Origin of the sequence: Pontibacter sp. HSC-36F09, from assembly GCF_024171605.1 — a bacterium.
Classification (GTDB): Bacteria; Bacteroidota; Bacteroidia; order Cytophagales; family Hymenobacteraceae; genus Pontibacter.
Genome location: NZ_JALKAA010000001.1, coordinates 998,866 through 1,014,752 on the forward strand (window position 1 = coordinate 998,866; position 15,887 = coordinate 1,014,752).

Annotated in this window: 17 protein-coding genes; 7 read left to right on the forward strand and 10 right to left on the reverse strand. The window is 49.8% G+C overall.

The genetic code is table 11. From position 1 onward, the window contains the following. Positions 1–47: 47 nt before the first annotated feature. The 4 genes from L1278_RS04625 to L1278_RS04640 are packed head-to-tail and all read left to right on the forward strand — an operon-like array spanning position 48 to position 1,877. Positions 48–416, forward strand: a complete 369-nt coding sequence (locus L1278_RS04625; RefSeq protein ID WP_253401376.1) for a hypothetical protein — start codon at positions 48–50, stop codon at positions 414–416. Between the two features lie 44 nt (positions 417–460). Then, positions 461–1,228, forward strand: coding sequence for a TIGR00266 family protein (locus L1278_RS04630; RefSeq protein ID WP_253401377.1), 768 nt, complete (start codon positions 461–463; stop codon positions 1,226–1,228). A gap of 49 nt (positions 1,229–1,277) precedes the next feature. Then, positions 1,278–1,661, forward strand: a complete 384-nt coding sequence (locus tag L1278_RS04635) for a hypothetical protein (RefSeq protein WP_253401379.1) — start codon at positions 1,278–1,280, stop codon at positions 1,659–1,661. Positions 1,662–1,673: 12 nt separating this feature from the next. After that, on the forward strand, positions 1,674–1,877 hold the full coding sequence (locus L1278_RS04640) for a hypothetical protein (protein WP_253401381.1): 204 nt from the start codon (positions 1,674–1,676) through the stop codon (positions 1,875–1,877). 167 nt (positions 1,878–2,044) lie between these two features. Here the strand turns inward: L1278_RS04640 and L1278_RS04645 are convergent, their stop codons facing one another. The 4 genes from L1278_RS04645 to lptB form a co-directional block, all read right to left on the reverse strand. Beyond that, a complete protein-coding gene (locus tag L1278_RS04645) occupies positions 2,045–2,554 on the reverse strand; it encodes a hypothetical protein (protein ID WP_253401383.1) in 510 nt (169 codons plus the stop codon). 152 nt (positions 2,555–2,706) lie between these two features. After that, positions 2,707–4,191 (reverse strand): GH3 auxin-responsive promoter family protein, encoded by a 1,485-nt coding sequence (locus L1278_RS04650; protein ID WP_253401954.1) that lies wholly within the window; start codon positions 4,189–4,191, stop codon positions 2,707–2,709. Positions 4,192–4,242: 51 nt separating this feature from the next. Further along, positions 4,243–4,548 carry a four helix bundle protein gene (locus L1278_RS19625; RefSeq protein WP_371927316.1) on the reverse strand — a complete coding sequence of 102 codons (306 nt, stop codon included), beginning with the start codon at positions 4,546–4,548 and terminating at the stop codon, positions 4,243–4,245. A 123-nt stretch (positions 4,549–4,671) separates the two neighbouring features. Continuing rightward, complete coding sequence (gene lptB, locus L1278_RS04655; RefSeq protein WP_253401385.1) at positions 4,672–5,403, reverse strand: LPS export ABC transporter ATP-binding protein; 732 nt, start codon at positions 5,401–5,403, stop codon at positions 4,672–4,674. A 200-nt stretch (positions 5,404–5,603) separates the two neighbouring features. On the opposite strand from lptB, the gene L1278_RS04660 reads away from it, so the two are divergent. From L1278_RS04660 to L1278_RS04670, 3 genes are all read left to right on the forward strand, one after another. Beyond that, positions 5,604–6,467: a glycoside hydrolase family 25 protein gene (locus tag L1278_RS04660; protein WP_253401387.1), complete on the forward strand. Its 864-nt coding sequence runs from the start codon at positions 5,604–5,606 to the stop codon at positions 6,465–6,467. 87 nt (positions 6,468–6,554) lie between these two features. Then, positions 6,555–6,839, forward strand: a complete 285-nt coding sequence (locus tag L1278_RS04665; protein WP_253401389.1) for a hypothetical protein — start codon at positions 6,555–6,557, stop codon at positions 6,837–6,839. 47 nt (positions 6,840–6,886) lie between these two features. Continuing rightward, positions 6,887–7,183, forward strand: a complete 297-nt coding sequence (locus tag L1278_RS04670) for a hypothetical protein (RefSeq protein ID WP_253401391.1) — start codon at positions 6,887–6,889, stop codon at positions 7,181–7,183. Positions 7,184–7,380: 197 nt separating this feature from the next. Here L1278_RS04670 and recJ read toward each other — a convergent pair whose 3' ends face one another. The 6 genes from recJ to lptC form a co-directional block, all read right to left on the reverse strand. Then, positions 7,381–9,096, reverse strand: coding sequence for a single-stranded-DNA-specific exonuclease RecJ (recJ, locus tag L1278_RS04675; protein WP_253401393.1), 1,716 nt, complete (start codon positions 9,094–9,096; stop codon positions 7,381–7,383). A gap of 591 nt (positions 9,097–9,687) precedes the next feature. Further along, positions 9,688–11,523, reverse strand: a complete 1,836-nt coding sequence (locus L1278_RS04680; protein ID WP_253401395.1) for a tetratricopeptide repeat protein — start codon at positions 11,521–11,523, stop codon at positions 9,688–9,690. Positions 11,524–11,662: 139 nt separating this feature from the next. Next, complete coding sequence (locus L1278_RS04685; protein WP_253401397.1) at positions 11,663–13,768, reverse strand: peptidylprolyl isomerase; 2,106 nt, start codon at positions 13,766–13,768, stop codon at positions 11,663–11,665. Positions 13,769–13,842: 74 nt separating this feature from the next. After that, positions 13,843–15,141: a hemolysin family protein gene (locus tag L1278_RS04690; RefSeq protein ID WP_253401399.1), complete on the reverse strand. Its 1,299-nt coding sequence runs from the start codon at positions 15,139–15,141 to the stop codon at positions 13,843–13,845. Positions 15,142–15,154: 13 nt separating this feature from the next. Next, positions 15,155–15,328 carry a hypothetical protein gene (locus L1278_RS04695; protein WP_253401401.1) on the reverse strand — a complete coding sequence of 58 codons (174 nt, stop codon included), beginning with the start codon at positions 15,326–15,328 and terminating at the stop codon, positions 15,155–15,157. Continuing rightward, positions 15,328–15,864, reverse strand: a complete 537-nt coding sequence (lptC, locus tag L1278_RS04700) for an LPS export ABC transporter periplasmic protein LptC (RefSeq protein ID WP_253401403.1) — start codon at positions 15,862–15,864, stop codon at positions 15,328–15,330. Before lptC ends, L1278_RS04695 begins: the two co-directional genes overlap by 1 nt. Positions 15,865–15,887 lie beyond the last annotated feature (23 nt).

A 15,887-nucleotide genomic window follows, 5' to 3' on the forward strand; every position in this document is an offset into this window, starting at 1 on the left:
TTGGCCGTTTCGCCTTATACTTCAGTGAGAACAACAAGCACCAGACTATGACTAAGAATAAAAAAGAGAACAAAAGCTCCAAAAAGAAAACCCGAGTACACAAAGATCTTGAGGGCTTTGAAATTAAAGTAAACCAGCAGGGCGAAATCAAATCAAACTACTCCATCGATCAGATAAACGAGTTCCTGAACAAAAACGTGGAAGACAAAAAACTCGTGAAACGCGACGCCGCCGAGCGGGCCAAGAAAGAGGAAGAAGAGTTTCATATAGAGGAGGGCGAAGAGGTAGAAGAAACCGACGAGGACTTCGTGAAAGGCACCAGTTCTGTGTCGGATGACGAGGATGACAAGGACCTGCCGAAGGCCCGACGAAAAAAAGGTAGCGTGGATGAGGACGAAGACGATGAAGAGGATTAGATTATTTACTATCTTGTCTGTCTGAACACTAAGTCCTAAAAACTATGAGAAACGCACACGAGATAGACTTCCGCATTTTCGGTAACGACATTCAGGTCCTCGAAATAGAACTCGACCCTAACGAAACGGTGATTGCCGAAGCTGGCGCCATGGTTTACATGGAAGAAGGCATCGATTTCCAGACCAAAATGGGCGACGGCTCCAATCCCAGCCAGGGCTTTCTGGGTAAACTGGTTTCGATGGGCAGCCGCCTGATTACGGGTGAGTCGCTGTTTATGACGCACTTTACGCACCACGGCCACGGCAAGAGCCGGGTCGCTTTTTCGGCCCCTTACCCCGGCACCATCTTACCCATCGACCTGCAGCAGCTCACCGGCAACACACTAATTGCGCAGCGCGACGCTTTTCTGGCCGCGGCACTGGGCACTAAACTGGCCATGCACTTCAATCAGAAACTGGGCTCCGGCCTGTTCGGTGGCGAGGGTTTTATCCTGCAGAAGCTCACCGGCGACGGACTGGCCTTTCTGCATGCGGGCGGCACTATTGTAGAGAAAGAACTCAACAACGAAACCCTGCGCGTGGACACAGGCTGTGTGGTAGCCTTTGAGCTAGGCATAGACTTCAGTATACAGCAGGCCGGCGGACTCAAATCCATGATCTTTGGCGGGGAAGGTATATTTCTAGCCACGCTGCGCGGAACCGGCAAGGTATGGCTGCAATCTATGCCAGTGAAGAAACTGATCCAGGCCCTGGTGCCACACGGCGAGAATGCGAAGAAGGAAGGCGGCTTTATGAGTAGCTTTTTGGAGTAATGCTGTCTAGTTTTCTGGTCAAAAAAATATCAACCTGAAGCAAGTACAGATGAAAGGATACGATCGATTGCGCTATTATGGAAGTGGCAAAGCACTACCCTATACCTACTTCATTGGATTGGCCGCATTTTGGTTCTTCGGAGATTTATTGGCCATACAGAACTTCAGTTTTGTTGCCTTTGGCATAATGGCCGCTCTTACTATCCAAGCCGTATGGCAGAATAGAGTAGCAGGAGCCTGTCTGGGTGTGTTCACTACAGCCGTTAGCTTCGTAGCTTTTTTGGCAGTTCTGTCAGAGTTTAGCGATTTTGAAGTAGTCAATGGGAGTGCTATACAGTTGATCGCTGTTGGCTCAATCCTTTCACTGGTCGGGCTCGCCATGGGGCTTATGTTGACCATAACGAACATGCAAAAATTGGCAATCAAAGTATAAAAAACCTATACGATGACTTTAGAAATCAAGAATACCTGGAACGCCCTCAACAGAGTGTTGACTATTATTAATCTGTTTCTGTTCATGGTGCTGAATGGCCAGGGCTTTGATTACACTAAAGTGAAAGGCAAGACAGTGCCGCTATACCTAAATATTATTTTACTGTTGGTCTTGGGTTCTGCAGTATTTATAACTCTTTACGGCTTGTTTAGCTGATCGCTATACCTGCGGTAGGCTTCAAAAACAGAAATGCCCGGCAGTTTATACCTGCCGGGCATTTTTTATGTTCTCCCCAATGCTGGTGAGAAATTAGAAAAATCGATTCATTACATACCAACACAGATATCTTGCTACCGCTCGAAATGACACCCTGAGCCGATGCTCTACTTCACTATCTCGATATATCTTGGCCCTGTTCCGTCCCACACCAATTCATTATTATACCATACCCTGGTAACAACAACAGACTGGTTAGTTTTCCCCCACCTTTTTATAGTACAGGATATCGTATCGGTATCTGTTTCACTAAGCTTGATGTACGTCTGCGTTCGCAAATTCTCTTCATGGAGGTTAGGGAAAAGCCGCATTACATGTTGGGTACCCGCTTTAAAGACAACGTAATGTTTAGGATAATCTAAGCTACCATCCAGTGCGAGCTTTCTTTCTCCATTGATCAGGTAATACAGCTCTATTTTTTCCTGTGAGAAGGCACTGGGCGTCGCGGGGTCCAATAAATCTTTGCCAGCCGCATCTGTGAACCTCAACTCTATGGCCGTATCGACGATCACTTCTCCCTCCTCCTTTTCGCAGGATGAAAACGCCATACCTAGTGCGGCCAGCAACACCAGCTTTACTATTCCATACCGACCGGATGCTAGCCCTTTTGTCTTCATTTTATTACAAATCAATTAGTTAAAGAGTCTATACATGAAATATCGAGAAAAAGCGGTGTAAGTAAAAATGGTATTATTCTTTAATTTGCATCAGCGACAAAAAAGCCCCCGCAGGTATAGCTGCAGGAGCTTCAAATACTTCTCTCTAATTTTTAACTCTCCACTAAATTTAAGATCTCATCCAGATACTCTCTGGAATTGCTCAGTCTTGGCACTTTATGCTGTCCGCCGAGTTTGCCTTTTTTGCTGAGCCAATTCATGAAAGTACCTTTCGGGGCAGCGTGCACGATTGGTTCCTGCAGTGCAATGTCGTTCTGGCGCTTGGCATCGTAGTCGGAGTTCACTTCGCGCAGAGTTTCATCGAGTACCTGGGTGAAACGGGGGAGACTATCAGGTTCTTTCTCGAACTCAATCAGCCATTCGTGCCCGCCACGCTTGCCGCTCTCCATGTACACAGGTGCGGCCGTGAAGTTGGAGATGATCGCGCCAGTGACTTCACAGGCCTTAATAACAGCCGCTTCGGCATTCTCCACGATCACTTCTTCGCCAAAGGCATTGATAAAGTGCTTCGTGCGGCCCGATATCTTGATGCGGTATGGACTGAGGTTGGTGAAGCGCACCGTGTCGCCGATCTTGTAGCGCCACAGGCCGGCGTTGGTCGAGATCACGATGGCGTAGTTCTTACCCAACTCTACCTGATCCAGCGTTAATGTTGTGGGTTTCTCCTCGTCAAACTGATCCATCGGGATGAACTCGTAATATACGCCGTAGTCCAGCATCAGGAGCATTTCATCCTCAGTATCGCGCTGGTCCTGTATCCCAAAGAAGCCCTCCGAAGCATTGTATACCTCCAGGTAGCGCATCTTGTCGGAAGGGATGATATCCCTGAACAGCTGCCGGTAAGGCCCAAACGCCACAGCCCCGTGCGTGAAGAGCTCCAGGTTCGGCCATACCTCCAGGATGTTCTTTTTGCCTGTCACCTCCAGAATGCGTTTCAGGAGAACATAAGTCCAGGTAGGCACGCCGCTCAGGCTGGTCACGTTCTCGGGCACAGTCACCTCTACCATCTTCTCGATCTTCTCCTCCCACTTGTCCATGAGGGCTACTTTGAGCGGCGGTGTGCGCATGGCCTCGGCCCAGATAGGCAGGTTCTGCATAATCACTGCCGACACGTCGCCGCAGGAGGTCTTAGCGTTGAACTCGTTGGGATGATGGCTGCCGCCGATGGAGAGGCCCTTGCCCGTAAACAGCTTGGTCTCAGGGTAGTTGTTGACATAGAGAGAAAGCATGTCCTTGCCGCCCTTGTAGTGGCAGTCCTCCAGCGACTCCGGGCTGACAGGTATAAACTTGCTACGGGCATTGGTGGTACCCGACGACTTGGCAAACCACTCGATCTTGCTTGGCCACAGGATATTCTGCTCGCCCTTCATCACCCGCTCAATGTAAGGGTACAGGTCTTCGTAAGCAGCAATCGGCACCCGCTCCTGGAACGTCTTCACCGACTTCATATCGCCGAAGCCATACTTCTTGCCAAACTCCGTGTTCTTCGCCGTGCTGATCAGGTCCTGAAACAGCTCGTTCTGCACGTCATGCGGGTACTTCCGAAACAGATCAATGTCATGAATCCGCTTCTTCATCACCCACGTCACGATTGAGTTTATTATTTCCAAAGGTTGAAGGCTAAATTGTTAAATGGTTAAATTGTTGTTTGTCCATTTTATTAGGCTATTGATTGCTATTGGCAGCTTCTTCAACTCGCCTAATATGTATAGGTATTGCTCTTCTGTGATCAGTTTACGTACTCTTGCTTGCTCAGTCCAATTAAATGACTCGTACATAGAGCCCTGCGCATAGCGATAATACTTTATTTTATCTTTCTTTCCATACCTCCCAAACCCTTCAGCAATATTTGCAGATATACTATCAGCAGCAGTCGTATACTGGTGACCTACAGTGTTTTGTGGAAATGGCTCCAGTTTATCACAAGATCCCAGATATGATTACTTAATGCGAAGCTGATCTTATAGGCTTCAATGTCGTTCAATTTAAGATATTTTTTCTCTTCCATTTATCTCTCCGAACAGCAATTCAACCATTTAACAATTAAACAATTTAACCTAAACCTTCCTCTTCAACTCAAAGTGCTTGCCCAGGTATACGCGGCGCACTTGTTCGTCGGCGGCGAGTTCCTCTGCGGTGCCAGACTTCAGGATTTTGCCCTCGAAAAGCAGGTATGCGCGGTCGGTGATGGAAAGGGTTTCGTTTACGTTGTGGTCGGTGATCAGGATGCCAATATTTTTGCTCTTGAGCTTGGCAACGATGCTCTGGATCTCTTCCACGGCGATGGGGTCCACACCAGCGAAGGGCTCGTCGAGCAGCACAAATTTGGGGTCAACGGCCAGGGCACGGGCAATCTCGGTACGGCGGCGCTCACCACCTGACAACACGATGCCTTTGTTCTTCCGCACATGCGTGAGCGAGAACTCTTCCAGCAGTTCCTCCACTTTTTCGAGTTGCTCTTTCTTGGAGCGGTTGGTCATTTCGAGTGGGGCCAGGATGTTTTCCTCTACCGTCAGCTGCCGGAATACCGAAGCCTCCTGCGCCAGGTAGCCTACGCCACGCTTGGCACGCTGGTACATAGGCAGGTCGGTTATGTCCTCTTTGTCGAGGAAAATACGGCCTTGGTTGGGCTTCACCAGTCCCACGATCATGTAAAACGAAGTGGTTTTACCGGCCCCGTTCGGCCCCAGCAGACCCACAATCTCGCCTTGGTTCACTTCCACGCTTACGTCGTTCACGACCATGCGCGACTTATATTTTTTATATAGATGTTCGGCTCTTAATATCATCGGGCTAATTTACGCATTCTAGTTCCGTCCTGCAATGCAGTAATCCTGCCAAGTTTTACACCTATACCTGCCGAGTATAACATCAGATATACCTTCACCTATATTCAGAAAATCTAATTTTAAAAATGAAATTATTCCGGGTATTCTGTTGTTAGTGTCGCGTCTTCTTATTAGTTTGGAATTCCGATTAATCAGCCTTTATGATGTTTTCTTTACTTTACCTGGTCGCTCACAAGGCGGCTTACTCCGGCTTATTGCTTTCGTTCCTGTTTGCCGGGCTTTCTTCCGGAAATTCTGATAATGCAAAAAACAATGGGACTACAGCCAAAAGCACGGGCGCTACCACGAAAACTACGCTGATCACTTCATCGAGCCTGAAAGGTATAGACGTATCCAAGTGGCAGAAAGATGTGGACTGGGATCAGATACGAGACGCAGACGTGACGTTTGCGTTTGTAAAGGCAACGCAGGACGACTACAGGCTGGACCCTTACTTTGCCCGTAACTGGGCAGAAACAAAGCGCGTGGGCATCAAGCGGGGCGCTTATCATTTCTTTATACCTGCCGCTCCGGTGCAGGGCCAGATTGAGATGTTCATCAACACCGTGGAACTTCATGAAGGCGATCTGCCACCCGTGCTGGATGTGGAAGTGATCGAAAAACACACCTCCCCTGCCGATATGCGGAAAAACATGCGCATCTGGCTGGAGGCCGTTACAGCGCACTACGGTGTAAAGCCCATCATCTACACTAACCAGAATTTTTACCGCCGCTGGCTGCAGGGACACTTCAAGGACTATCATTTCTGGATTGCCCGTTATAATACCATCGAGCCCGACATTCACCACGAAGACAAATGGCTTTTTTGGCAATATACCGATACAGGCAGGTTGTCTGGCGTCAATGCCGCTATCGATCTTAACTACTTTGCAGGCGACCTCAACAGCCTGAACCTGATGTGTGTACCACCGAAGCTTATACCATACCCAGAGAAAATAATCCTGGCGGAACTCGAGCAGCTGCCTGCCGTAAAGCTTTTGGCGAGCAACAGCGAACAGCCATAAGATATCCTAAACGAAATCAACGAAGCGAGCCCTGCAACTGTAGGGCTCGCTTCGTTGATTTTGCTGGTTATGCGTAATCTTAAGTATATGAAAACGGGATTCGCTTCTGTATTGATCGGCCTGGCAGGACTCGTGGTGATCACTTATTTCTACTCTCAGCTAGAAGAAAGCTATGTGAACTTAAGTGATGTACAGCATACTGTATCAAGCTATCCTATGAGCCAACCTATGCTGATCTCCCTGTTTACGCTGGAAGCGCTTGGTATCTTACTCGGCTATCTCGCTTTCAGGCACCGACATATAAAGCTTGGGCTATTAGGTATAGGATTGTGCGCGCTTTGTCTGATCCTGCTATATGGATATGGTTTTTAGAGTTGGGCTAACCCTGTTTATACCTAAGTTGAGTAAAAAGTAAAAGAATGAAAGTAAATGAATTACCCGTGGAAATCCTTCAGGTGAATTACCTTGATGAATATGAAGGTACAGTCACCTTTAAAACCGAGCCAGGTAATACATATGAAGCTTTTTTTTGGGGCATTACTTTTAAAGAAGGTGAAAAGAGAACAGTAGAACTCAATCACCTGAACTTACACTTTGACTGGGAAACAACCTTTAGCTTGAATTCCTCCAAAGAAAAAAGATTAGAAAAGCTTAGAGAGGATTGGGAGTATATTGGCTATGGACAGATTGAACAGATAAATCCAGTAATTGCGTGATTTGGGGATGTTTGGCTTGATTTAGGTAACTGGACGAGTGACGAGAGAGTAATTGGCGAATACATTTACTGGCGAATTGAACGATTAGAAGTTATTTGAAAAATTCCCGGCCTAACCAAGTACATAAGCAAAGTTCCGGATGCGCCTTGCTCACCTCAATGTACGAGTAACGTTGGGATACAGTGCTCCCCCTGTTACTACTTCAGCATCCGGATGTCCTTGATGCGCAGCTGCAGCGTCACGTTTCCCCTGTACTCGTTCTCCTCTATGGTATAGCATACATCGAAAGGTATACCTTTGGAGATGTGCTTAAAGAAGTCGCTAAAGCCAAAGCCGATGGCATCGATGTCGTAAAAACCGTCCTGCGTAAGGCGCAACTTCAGGTGGCTGTCACCGACCACACGCACGCTACCTGTATCGTACACGCACTCCGAAACAAACACGGGCTTCATGTTGCCCGGCCCAAAGGGCTCCATTTGCTTTATGATCTTGTAAAAGTTCTGCGTGATCTGGTTGAGCCTGATCTTGGCGTCTACTTCTATCTGCGGGATTTTCTGATCTTCGGTAATGGTGCGGGCTACTACCTCTTCAAAGCGCTGCCTGAAAGCAGGTACGTTTTCTACAGGCAACGTAAGACCTGCCGCATACATATGGCCTCCGAACTGGTCGAGCAGGTCAGAGCAGCTTTCGATGGCGTCGTGCACGTTAAAACCATGCACCGAACGGGCTGAGCCAGACGCTTTACCGTTTGACTGCGTGAGGATGATCGTAGGGCGGTAGTAATGATCGATGCAGCGCGATGCCACAATACCGATCACGCCTTTATGCCAGTTATCTTTGAAGAGGACCGTTGAATTGGCATTGCGCAGAAAGTCATCCTCGGCAATCATCTGCAGCGCCTCTTTGGTAATGTTAGAGTCTTTGTCGCGGCGCTCTTTGTTGGACTCATTGATGATATCGGCCATCTCAAAAGCCTCTACCTTCGTCTGGGCCAGTAGCATGCGTACAGAGCGCTTCGCATCGCCCATACGCCCTGCCGCATTAATGCGTGGCGCAAAGCCAAACACCACACTGGTAATGTCCATCTCGCCTGTTATACCTGCCAGCTCCTTCAGTGCTTCGAGCCCCGGACGCAACGGGCCTGGTCCGTTGATCTGCTGGAGACCATAATAAGCCAGGATGCGGTTCTCCCCTGTAATCGGCACGATGTCGGCGGCAATGCTCACCACCAGCAGGTCCAACAGCTTAAAAGTTTCTTCTTGCGGGATGTCCTGTTGAATACAAAAAGCCTGCGCCAGCTTAAAGCCCACGCCACAGCCCGAAAGCTCTTTATAAGGGTATAGGCAATCGATCTGCTTTGGATCGAGCACGGCCACTGCCTGCGGAATGTCCTCGTCGGGTAAGTGGTGGTCACAGATGATGAAATCTATACCTAGTGCTTTGGCATAAGCTACTTTATCGGCCGACTTTATGCCGCAGTCGAGACTGATGATGAGCGAAAAACCCTGCTCTTTGGCGTAGTCTATACCTTGCGTGGATACGCCATAGCCCTCCTTATACCTGTCCGGGATATAATACTCCAGTTGGTCGGGTTGGGTGAATGGTTGCAGGAAGCTATACATGAGCGCTACCGAGGTGGTGCCGTCTACGTCGTAGTCGCCGTATACCAGTATTTTCTCGGAGCCGTGCAGTGCCTCAGCCAGTCGGTCGACGGCGCGGTGCATGTCCTTCATCAGGAAAGGGTCGTGCAGGTGGTGCAGGCTGGGGCGGAAAAAGTCTTTAGCTTCCTCGAACGTGCAGATAGCGCGCTGGCACAGCACATCGGCCAGTGTAGTGCTGATCCGGAGCGATTCGGCCAGTTGATTGATTGCTTCTGGCGCTACGCTTTCGTTATATACCCACCTTTTCTCCATATGCTGCTTCACAAATAAACCTGAGTGCAAAGGTAGTCAATTTACGGAGGATTTGGGTTTGCCTCAGCCCATTACGTAGCACCTTTGCGCTATTTTTTGTAATTTGCAGCCATACAATTCACCAGATCATGAAACGCATTAAAGAAATTTATGAGCAGTATAAGAACTACTCGCTCGACCTGATCATGTATGGATTTTTCCTTCTCTTCATCCTGATCCTGTTTATTTTCTTTGCATAGAACTTATAGCAGGGTAGCGTATATACCTTTCGCAAAGACTTTTATAGCTTTCCCCATTAGACACACTTCGAGCAGATGGGAGTTTAACTAGCCTGTGTGGTCCTGGGCTAAACACCTAGAGGTACTGCATTTACGACTGAGCGCTATCCTTGTCAGTTGATTAAAGAAATTTTGAAGTTGATTCGGATATTTTTATCCGAATCTTACTAGAGGGCCTCTACCCCAACTGTTGTGTGTCTCCTAACCCGCGTATACTGACATACGGGGATTAGGAAATCCCCAACAGCCAACTTTCGGATTGGTAAATCTGAAAGAGCCATTGCTTAATTAGACGGTATTAGGGCGCGACCTGTCAGTTTATCACGGGCGCATCGCCCCGCAGATTACGGAAGCGCTTGCGGGCCTCGGCCACATAAATGCTGCCCTGGTGCTTCACCAAAAACTCGTTGTATAGCTCCTGCGCCTTCTGGGTATCCTTCAGGTTCTCTTCGTAAATGTAGGCCATCTTGTACAGTGCATCATCACTCAGAATATCGGTGGGAGCGCTCACCACTTTCTCCAGACTGGCAATGGCTTTGTCAAACGCACCAGTACGCTCATAGATGCTGGCTTTCTGGAAGTGGATCTCGTCGGTCAGGCTATGGCCCGGGAATTTCTGCAGCATGGCATCTAACCTGTTTTGCCCCTCGTCCAGCTTGTTCTGGAAAATCAGCAATTCAATAGCCGCATACTCCTCCATCGCTACGGTAGACGTATCCAGACCGGTATTATCGGTGATAAGCAGGCTCAGGTCCATGGCATCGTTGGCGATCTCGCGGCTGGTGGCCAGCTTGAGAATGTCGAGGTGGGCCTGCGCCAGTTCGAAGTCGCCTTTGTAGTAGTTGAGCCGGGCGTTGCGAAGTTTGGCTTCGTGCCCAATTGGCGTCTCCTTGTGCGATTTCTCTACCTGTGAGTACAGCAGCGTCGATTCCCATGGCTCTCCTTTCAGGAGGTATATATCGCCCAGCGTAAGTTTACTCTCGGCCACGAAGTCGGCCTTGGCGCGGGGCGTTGCAATCGCCTCTTGTAGCAAAGCAATGGCTTTGTCTTTATCATCCAGGTGGAAAGCATAGAGGTTTGCCATGTGTTGTAGCACCTCTACGGTTTGGTCATTGCGCCCCACTTCAGCCAGCAGTGCTTCGTAGTCAGTTATCAACGTCCTGATCTTGTCCAAGTCAACTGGGAAGGTGTTCTCTACCTGCTCTTCGCGGGCGTGTATCAGTCGCTGCCTTGCGATCAAATAGTAGGGACCGTCCGGATACTCTTTGATGATGTACTCGTAGGCTTCAATGGCGCCCTGGTAGTCATGGTTGCGGGCACTGATGGCACCCAGTTCCATCACGCGGGTACCACCACTACGGGTGCGCTTGTCCACGGAGCGAGCCTGCAGCAGGGCACTGTAGAAGTCGCGTCGCTGGATGTAGAGCCAGATCAATAGTTCGTTGTAGGCCAGCAGGTCGGGGTTTTGCTGCACCCGGGTGATCAGTTCTTTTTCCAGCGCATCAATCGTCTTTTCGTCCTGCATGCTGTTCTGCAGCATGTTCTGCACATAGATCAGCTCACTTTCATTTTCCTGCAGCAGGTTGAGTGCCTCTCCTATCAAACTCTCGTGCTTCTGCCGGAAGGTATAGAGCGCGATAAGCGAACGGTTGTGCTCATAGGGATTCTGGCTTAGCTCACGGCCACGTAGGTAAGCTCTCTCGGTATAGTCAAACAACTCGTGCTGCACAAATACGCTGGCTGCTACTATCACCTCCTCCGATTTCAGTTGAGCGATTAGTTTGTCGAAGTGCTTCTCCGCCGCCGCTTTGTCGCCAGCTGCCTGGTAGACTATACCTAAGTCAACGTTGTAGCTGATCTGACCGGGGTAGCGCTTGATGGTGCGCTTCACCAGCTTCTCGGCATCTTTGTGGTTGTTCTGCGCCAGCAGGGTTTTCAGGTAGTCGGGGTACACGACGGAGAAAAGACGCTGGTCGTCGATGAGCTTGCTGTAGATGGCCTCCGCCTTCTGGTATTCGCCCTTGCTGAAGTACTCGCGTGCCAGCGCCAGCTCCTGGTTTTGCGCCATAGCGCCAGGTATAGCCAGCAGTAGCAGGGCCAGTGTCAGCAGCAGGGAGGTATAGCAGGTCTTCACAGGTATAGGCATCATCTCTTAAAACGTGTATGCGGGCTTTTTGATATAGACTTTTCACCCGAAAATGAAGATAGCCAATAATTTTGGTTTGCCATTAACAACAAAGGGCTGCTTCTTCCGAAACAGCCCTTTCCACTTATACCTTCTGTAAGTCTTAGAAGAATCTTACGCGGTTGTCTTTAATATCGGCTTTCTCTTTGATCGCCTCGAACGCGTTGGTTTCTACACGCGAAGAGCGGGTGTTGGCCAGCTGTGCTTTCACACCAGAAAGGTCTTGTGCTTCCGGAGCTTTGGTCACGTTGATCAGCTCTGCTATCACCACACCACCCTGTCCTTCAATAGGAGCAGTACGGCTGCCAGGCTTCAGGCCAAATGCGCTGCCGATGGTCACTGGCTCTAGGCCCAGGCCAGGTATAGCACCAGAGGCAAGCGATACATCTGCAGCATCTCTTACAATCGCATCCGGACCATAGTTAGCCGCGATCTGATCGATTGAACCTGTGGCACCTTTCAGCTTGGCGATGATCTGCTGTGCTTTTACCTCGTTACGAACGGCTGCAGTCAGCTCTTCTTTCACATCCTCCAGCTTAGCATAACCAGCCTCACGCTTGCCAGTCAGGGTAGCGATCACGTACTGGTCGTTGATCTCGAACACAGGCGACACGTCACCCACCGAAGTATCTTTGGAGTAAGCCCAGCGCACCAGTTCTCTGGCGTTGCTCAGGTTACCTACCAGCACGTTGTTTTTACCTACGTTTGGCGCTTCTTCAACAGAAAGTGCCTCGTTTTTCTTCACGTTCTCTCTGAACTCCTGTGTTGAACCGCTTGTGCCAGCCAGTTCATCAGCCATGGCATAGGCCTGATCGCGGGTGGCGTCGCTGGCGTCCAGTGAGCGCTGCACGGCAGCCACTTTGTAAGTACGCTTCGACTTAGGAGCTGTTATTTTAATGATGTGGTAACCATACTCTGTTTCTACAGGGGCTGGCAAAAGGCCTTCGGCAGTAGCACCGAATACCGCTTTCTCAAAAGCTGGCACCATGCGGCCTTCCGTGAAGTAACCCAGGTCACCACCTACTGACGCAGTACCGTCCGAACCATGCTGTGCCGCCATTGCACCGAAATCAGCGCCATTTTTGATCTGCGCCTGAATGTCTTTTGCTTTGGCAAGGGCTGCCTGCTTCGCCTCCGGCGTGTCGTTCTCTGGCTTGATCAGGATGTGGCTGGCACGGGCTGTGTTCACGCTGCCGTCCTTGATGTCCATGATCTTGTACAAAGCAAAGGTATCGCCTTCATTATAAGGGCCGTATACCTTGCCTTCTTCCAGTGGCGCGATTTTATGCAGTTGCTCAGGCAATTCTGCTGTGTGCAGGTACGTGCCGTCGTATGGTACGTCTGAGTGCGTGTTTACAAAAGCAGAATCGTTAGTTGATGCCGCGAACTGCTCAGTCAAATCTTTCAGCTCTTCCTGGAAGTAGTTCATGTCGTCAGTAGAAGCAGCAACCGGAATAGTCACAAACTCCACTGTACGGCCATCCTCCACTTTGTAGAGCTCCTTGTTGCGATTATAGTAGTCTTTCAACTGGGCGTCTGTCACGCTCACAGTAGAGTCAGCAATCGAGAAGTAAGGGATGTACAACACTTTCATGTTGGCAATCATGTTCTGCGCATCGAAGTGCTTCTTCGCTTCAGCCCCTGTTACGTACACCGACTTGGTCAGCAGGTTGCTATACTTGGTCTGGATGCGGTCGTTGAGGATGCTCTGCTCGAAGTTAACCCACATCGGACGGCCACCAGTCTGGTCCAGGTTCTGCAGGTACTGAACAACCTGCGCACGGTCAAACTCGCCTGTTTGCGGGTTAGTGAATGCCTGACGAACCGATGGGTGGATGTTGTTACCCTGTACCATGTCGGCCAGTTCTTCTTCTGACACCTGAATGCCCAGGCGGTCATACTCTTTCTGCAAGGCTATCTGGAAGATTAGCTGGTTCCAGGCTTGCTCGCGCATCATGGCCATTTCGCTCTCGGTGGCAGCACGCTGTACCTGTCCTTCGTACTGGGCTTTTATCTGCTGGAACACCATATCGAAGCGCTGGTAGTCAATTTCCTCACCGGCTATTTCGCCTACGGTAGTCGCATCGTTACCCAAAAGTCTGGAGTTTGGCCCTAATAGGTCGCCGCCTACTACAAATACGCCAAGTCCAATGGCGATAGCGCCAACAGCCCAACCCGACTTCTCTCTAATCTTGTTAATTAATGCCATGTGTTATACGAATGATAAAGGATGTGCAAAATAAGGTTAATCGCGCAAAAATTCAAAATTTTGTGTGCATCTGTTTAAAATACGCCATCTGCCTGTAAGTCTGGATCTTTGAAGAGCTTCACGGCATTGATGCGGTTATCGTCCATCGACAGGATGGTAATAGTGAAAGGACGCAGCTCCACCACATCGCCCGGCTTCGGTATTTCACCCAGCACCGAGAAAATAAGGCCGCCCAGTGTCTCGTAATCCCCTTCGGGCAGGTTGAGCTCGTATTTGTCGTTGAGGTAATCGATCTCGTGGCGGGCGCTCAGCAGGTATAGGTGCTTGGCCGGGAACGCCTGCTCGAGCAGGGCCTCGTAATCGTACTCGTCCTGTATCTCCCCCACAATCTCCTCGATCACGTCCTCTACGGTTACAATGCCGGAAGTCCCCCCAAACTCGTCTACCACCACGGCCACGGTGCGATGCTCCGTGCCGAAACGCAGAAATAGCTCACTGGCCAACATACTTTCCGGCACCAGGCTCACAGGCGACAGGATTTCCCGGATCTGGCGTGGTTGATGGAACATGTCCAGTTGGTGACAGTACCCGATGATGTTGTCAATCGAGTCTTCGTACACCAGTATTTTAGAATGCCCCGTTTTGATAAAGGCGTCGCGCAGTAGCTCTACCGGTTCGTTCACCTCCACCGCCTTCACCTCCGTGCGCGGCACCATGCATTCCTTCACACGCACTTTCTTAAACTCGAGCGCATTATGGAATATCTCCTGGTTTACTTCCGGGGCTCCCTCCTCTACCGGGTGGTAGAGCCTGTTTTTGATGAACGCGTTCAGGTCCGTTACCCCAAACACCGGGTGCTCGTCCGAGAACTCGATCTTCAGCACATGCTCAACAATCCATTTGCTCAGTCTCATCAACAGGATGACAACAGGGTATAGCAGGTAATACAGCACCAGCATAGGTATAGCCAGCACGTCGAGCATGCGGTTGGGATTGATGGCAAAGAGGCTGCGGGGAAGAAACTCGGCGGTGAGCAGCACGAAAACCGAAGCCACCAGCACTTGCAGAACTAGAATAAGCGGGGCCAACTGCAAAGAGTTTGGCAGGTACGCCTGGAACAAGGTATAGAGGATGCCCGCTATCACGAAGCCGTAAAGCACCAGCGAGAGGACGTAACCAACCAGGGTGGTACCCATCAGGTGGGCAGGTTGACGAAGCAGATGCGTGAGGATGCGCCCGGAAAGGACATTGTTTTTCTCGTCGAGCTCTATCTGCAGTTTATTCGCTGCCATAAAAGCGATCTCCATACCTGCGAAAAAGGCACAGGACAGCAGCGCAACAAATAGCAGCAATATCTGGTCGGGGTCTATCATAAAATACTACAGACTACTCGGTCTGTTTCTTCTTGCGGTAATGGTACACGATGTACAGCATAAAGCCGATCATGTAGATCCAGTAATTGCCAGCTATATCAGACTCCTGTATGCTTCTGTGCACGCCGATGACCATGGCTACGAAAGCCAGCGACAATAAAATAGTATTAACCAGTTTTTGGCTCATTATTCTTTCAGGCTGAATACGCCCGTTACTTTTTTGATTCTATAATTGCTAAAGTCCTGGTTCGCCTCCAGGCCGTGCCCCATCAGGATTTCCTCGGGCGTCGTGATCTTCACAAACTTGTCTGTGTAGATCTGCGCTTTGGCTTTGTTCCAGTAAAGTTCTTCGGTTTCGAGCTTTTCCTGCTTCTGCAGGTTGTGCACGATAACGTTGCCCCGCACCAGGTATAGGTCCTTGTTGCGCTCCTGCTTGCCGTAGTTGGCCCGCAGCGTGGACGTTACCATCTCCCCTTTCTCCAGAAACTCTACATCAATGCCATCCGGAAAAACCACATCGCCATTTTCGTAGTCCTCCTGCATCGGGGTCTGCAGCCTGACCATTACCCTGGCAGAATCGCTGTAGAGGGTCAGCACATTGGCTGTTTCCCGGAAGGGGCCTTCATATTTTTTCTCCTGGTCCGGGTCTTTCAGCTCTGTTCCGCAGCCTGCTGCCAAGATGGCCAGTAAGGCGATCAGCACTGAAAAAATAGATCTCGGCATGCTTTTTATCCTTATCGAAAGTG

Excerpts from the sequence above, each read along its gene's own strand:
- lptB (WP_253401385.1), bottom strand. The coding sequence starts at position 5,403 with ATGATATTAAGAGCCGAACATCTATATAAAAAATATAAGTCGCGCATG.
- L1278_RS04695 (WP_253401401.1), bottom strand. The coding sequence starts at position 15,328 with ATGAGCCAAAAACTGGTTAATACTATTTTATTGTCGCTGGCTTTCGTA.
- L1278_RS04630 (WP_253401377.1), top strand. The coding sequence starts at position 461 with ATGAGAAACGCACACGAGATAGACTTCCGCATTTTCGGTAACGACATT.
- L1278_RS04650 (WP_253401954.1), bottom strand. The coding sequence starts at position 4,191 with ATGAAGAAGCGGATTCATGACATTGATCTGTTTCGGAAGTACCCGCAT.
- L1278_RS04660 (WP_253401387.1), top strand. The coding sequence starts at position 5,604 with ATGATGTTTTCTTTACTTTACCTGGTCGCTCACAAGGCGGCTTACTCC.
- L1278_RS04625 (WP_253401376.1), top strand. The coding sequence starts at position 48 with ATGACTAAGAATAAAAAAGAGAACAAAAGCTCCAAAAAGAAAACCCGA.
- L1278_RS04670 (WP_253401391.1), top strand. The coding sequence starts at position 6,887 with ATGAAAGTAAATGAATTACCCGTGGAAATCCTTCAGGTGAATTACCTT.
- L1278_RS04665 (WP_253401389.1), top strand. The coding sequence starts at position 6,555 with ATGAAAACGGGATTCGCTTCTGTATTGATCGGCCTGGCAGGACTCGTG.
- L1278_RS04645 (WP_253401383.1), bottom strand. The coding sequence starts at position 2,554 with ATGAAGACAAAAGGGCTAGCATCCGGTCGGTATGGAATAGTAAAGCTG.
- L1278_RS04685 (WP_253401397.1), bottom strand. The coding sequence starts at position 13,768 with ATGGCATTAATTAACAAGATTAGAGAGAAGTCGGGTTGGGCTGTTGGC.
- L1278_RS04680 (WP_253401395.1), bottom strand. The coding sequence starts at position 11,523 with ATGATGCCTATACCTGTGAAGACCTGCTATACCTCCCTGCTGCTGACA.
- L1278_RS04640 (WP_253401381.1), top strand. The coding sequence starts at position 1,674 with ATGACTTTAGAAATCAAGAATACCTGGAACGCCCTCAACAGAGTGTTG.
- L1278_RS04635 (WP_253401379.1), top strand. The coding sequence starts at position 1,278 with ATGAAAGGATACGATCGATTGCGCTATTATGGAAGTGGCAAAGCACTA.
- recJ (WP_253401393.1), bottom strand. The coding sequence starts at position 9,096 with ATGGAGAAAAGGTGGGTATATAACGAAAGCGTAGCGCCAGAAGCAATC.
- L1278_RS04690 (WP_253401399.1), bottom strand. The coding sequence starts at position 15,141 with ATGATAGACCCCGACCAGATATTGCTGCTATTTGTTGCGCTGCTGTCC.
- lptC (WP_253401403.1), bottom strand. The coding sequence starts at position 15,864 with ATGCCGAGATCTATTTTTTCAGTGCTGATCGCCTTACTGGCCATCTTG.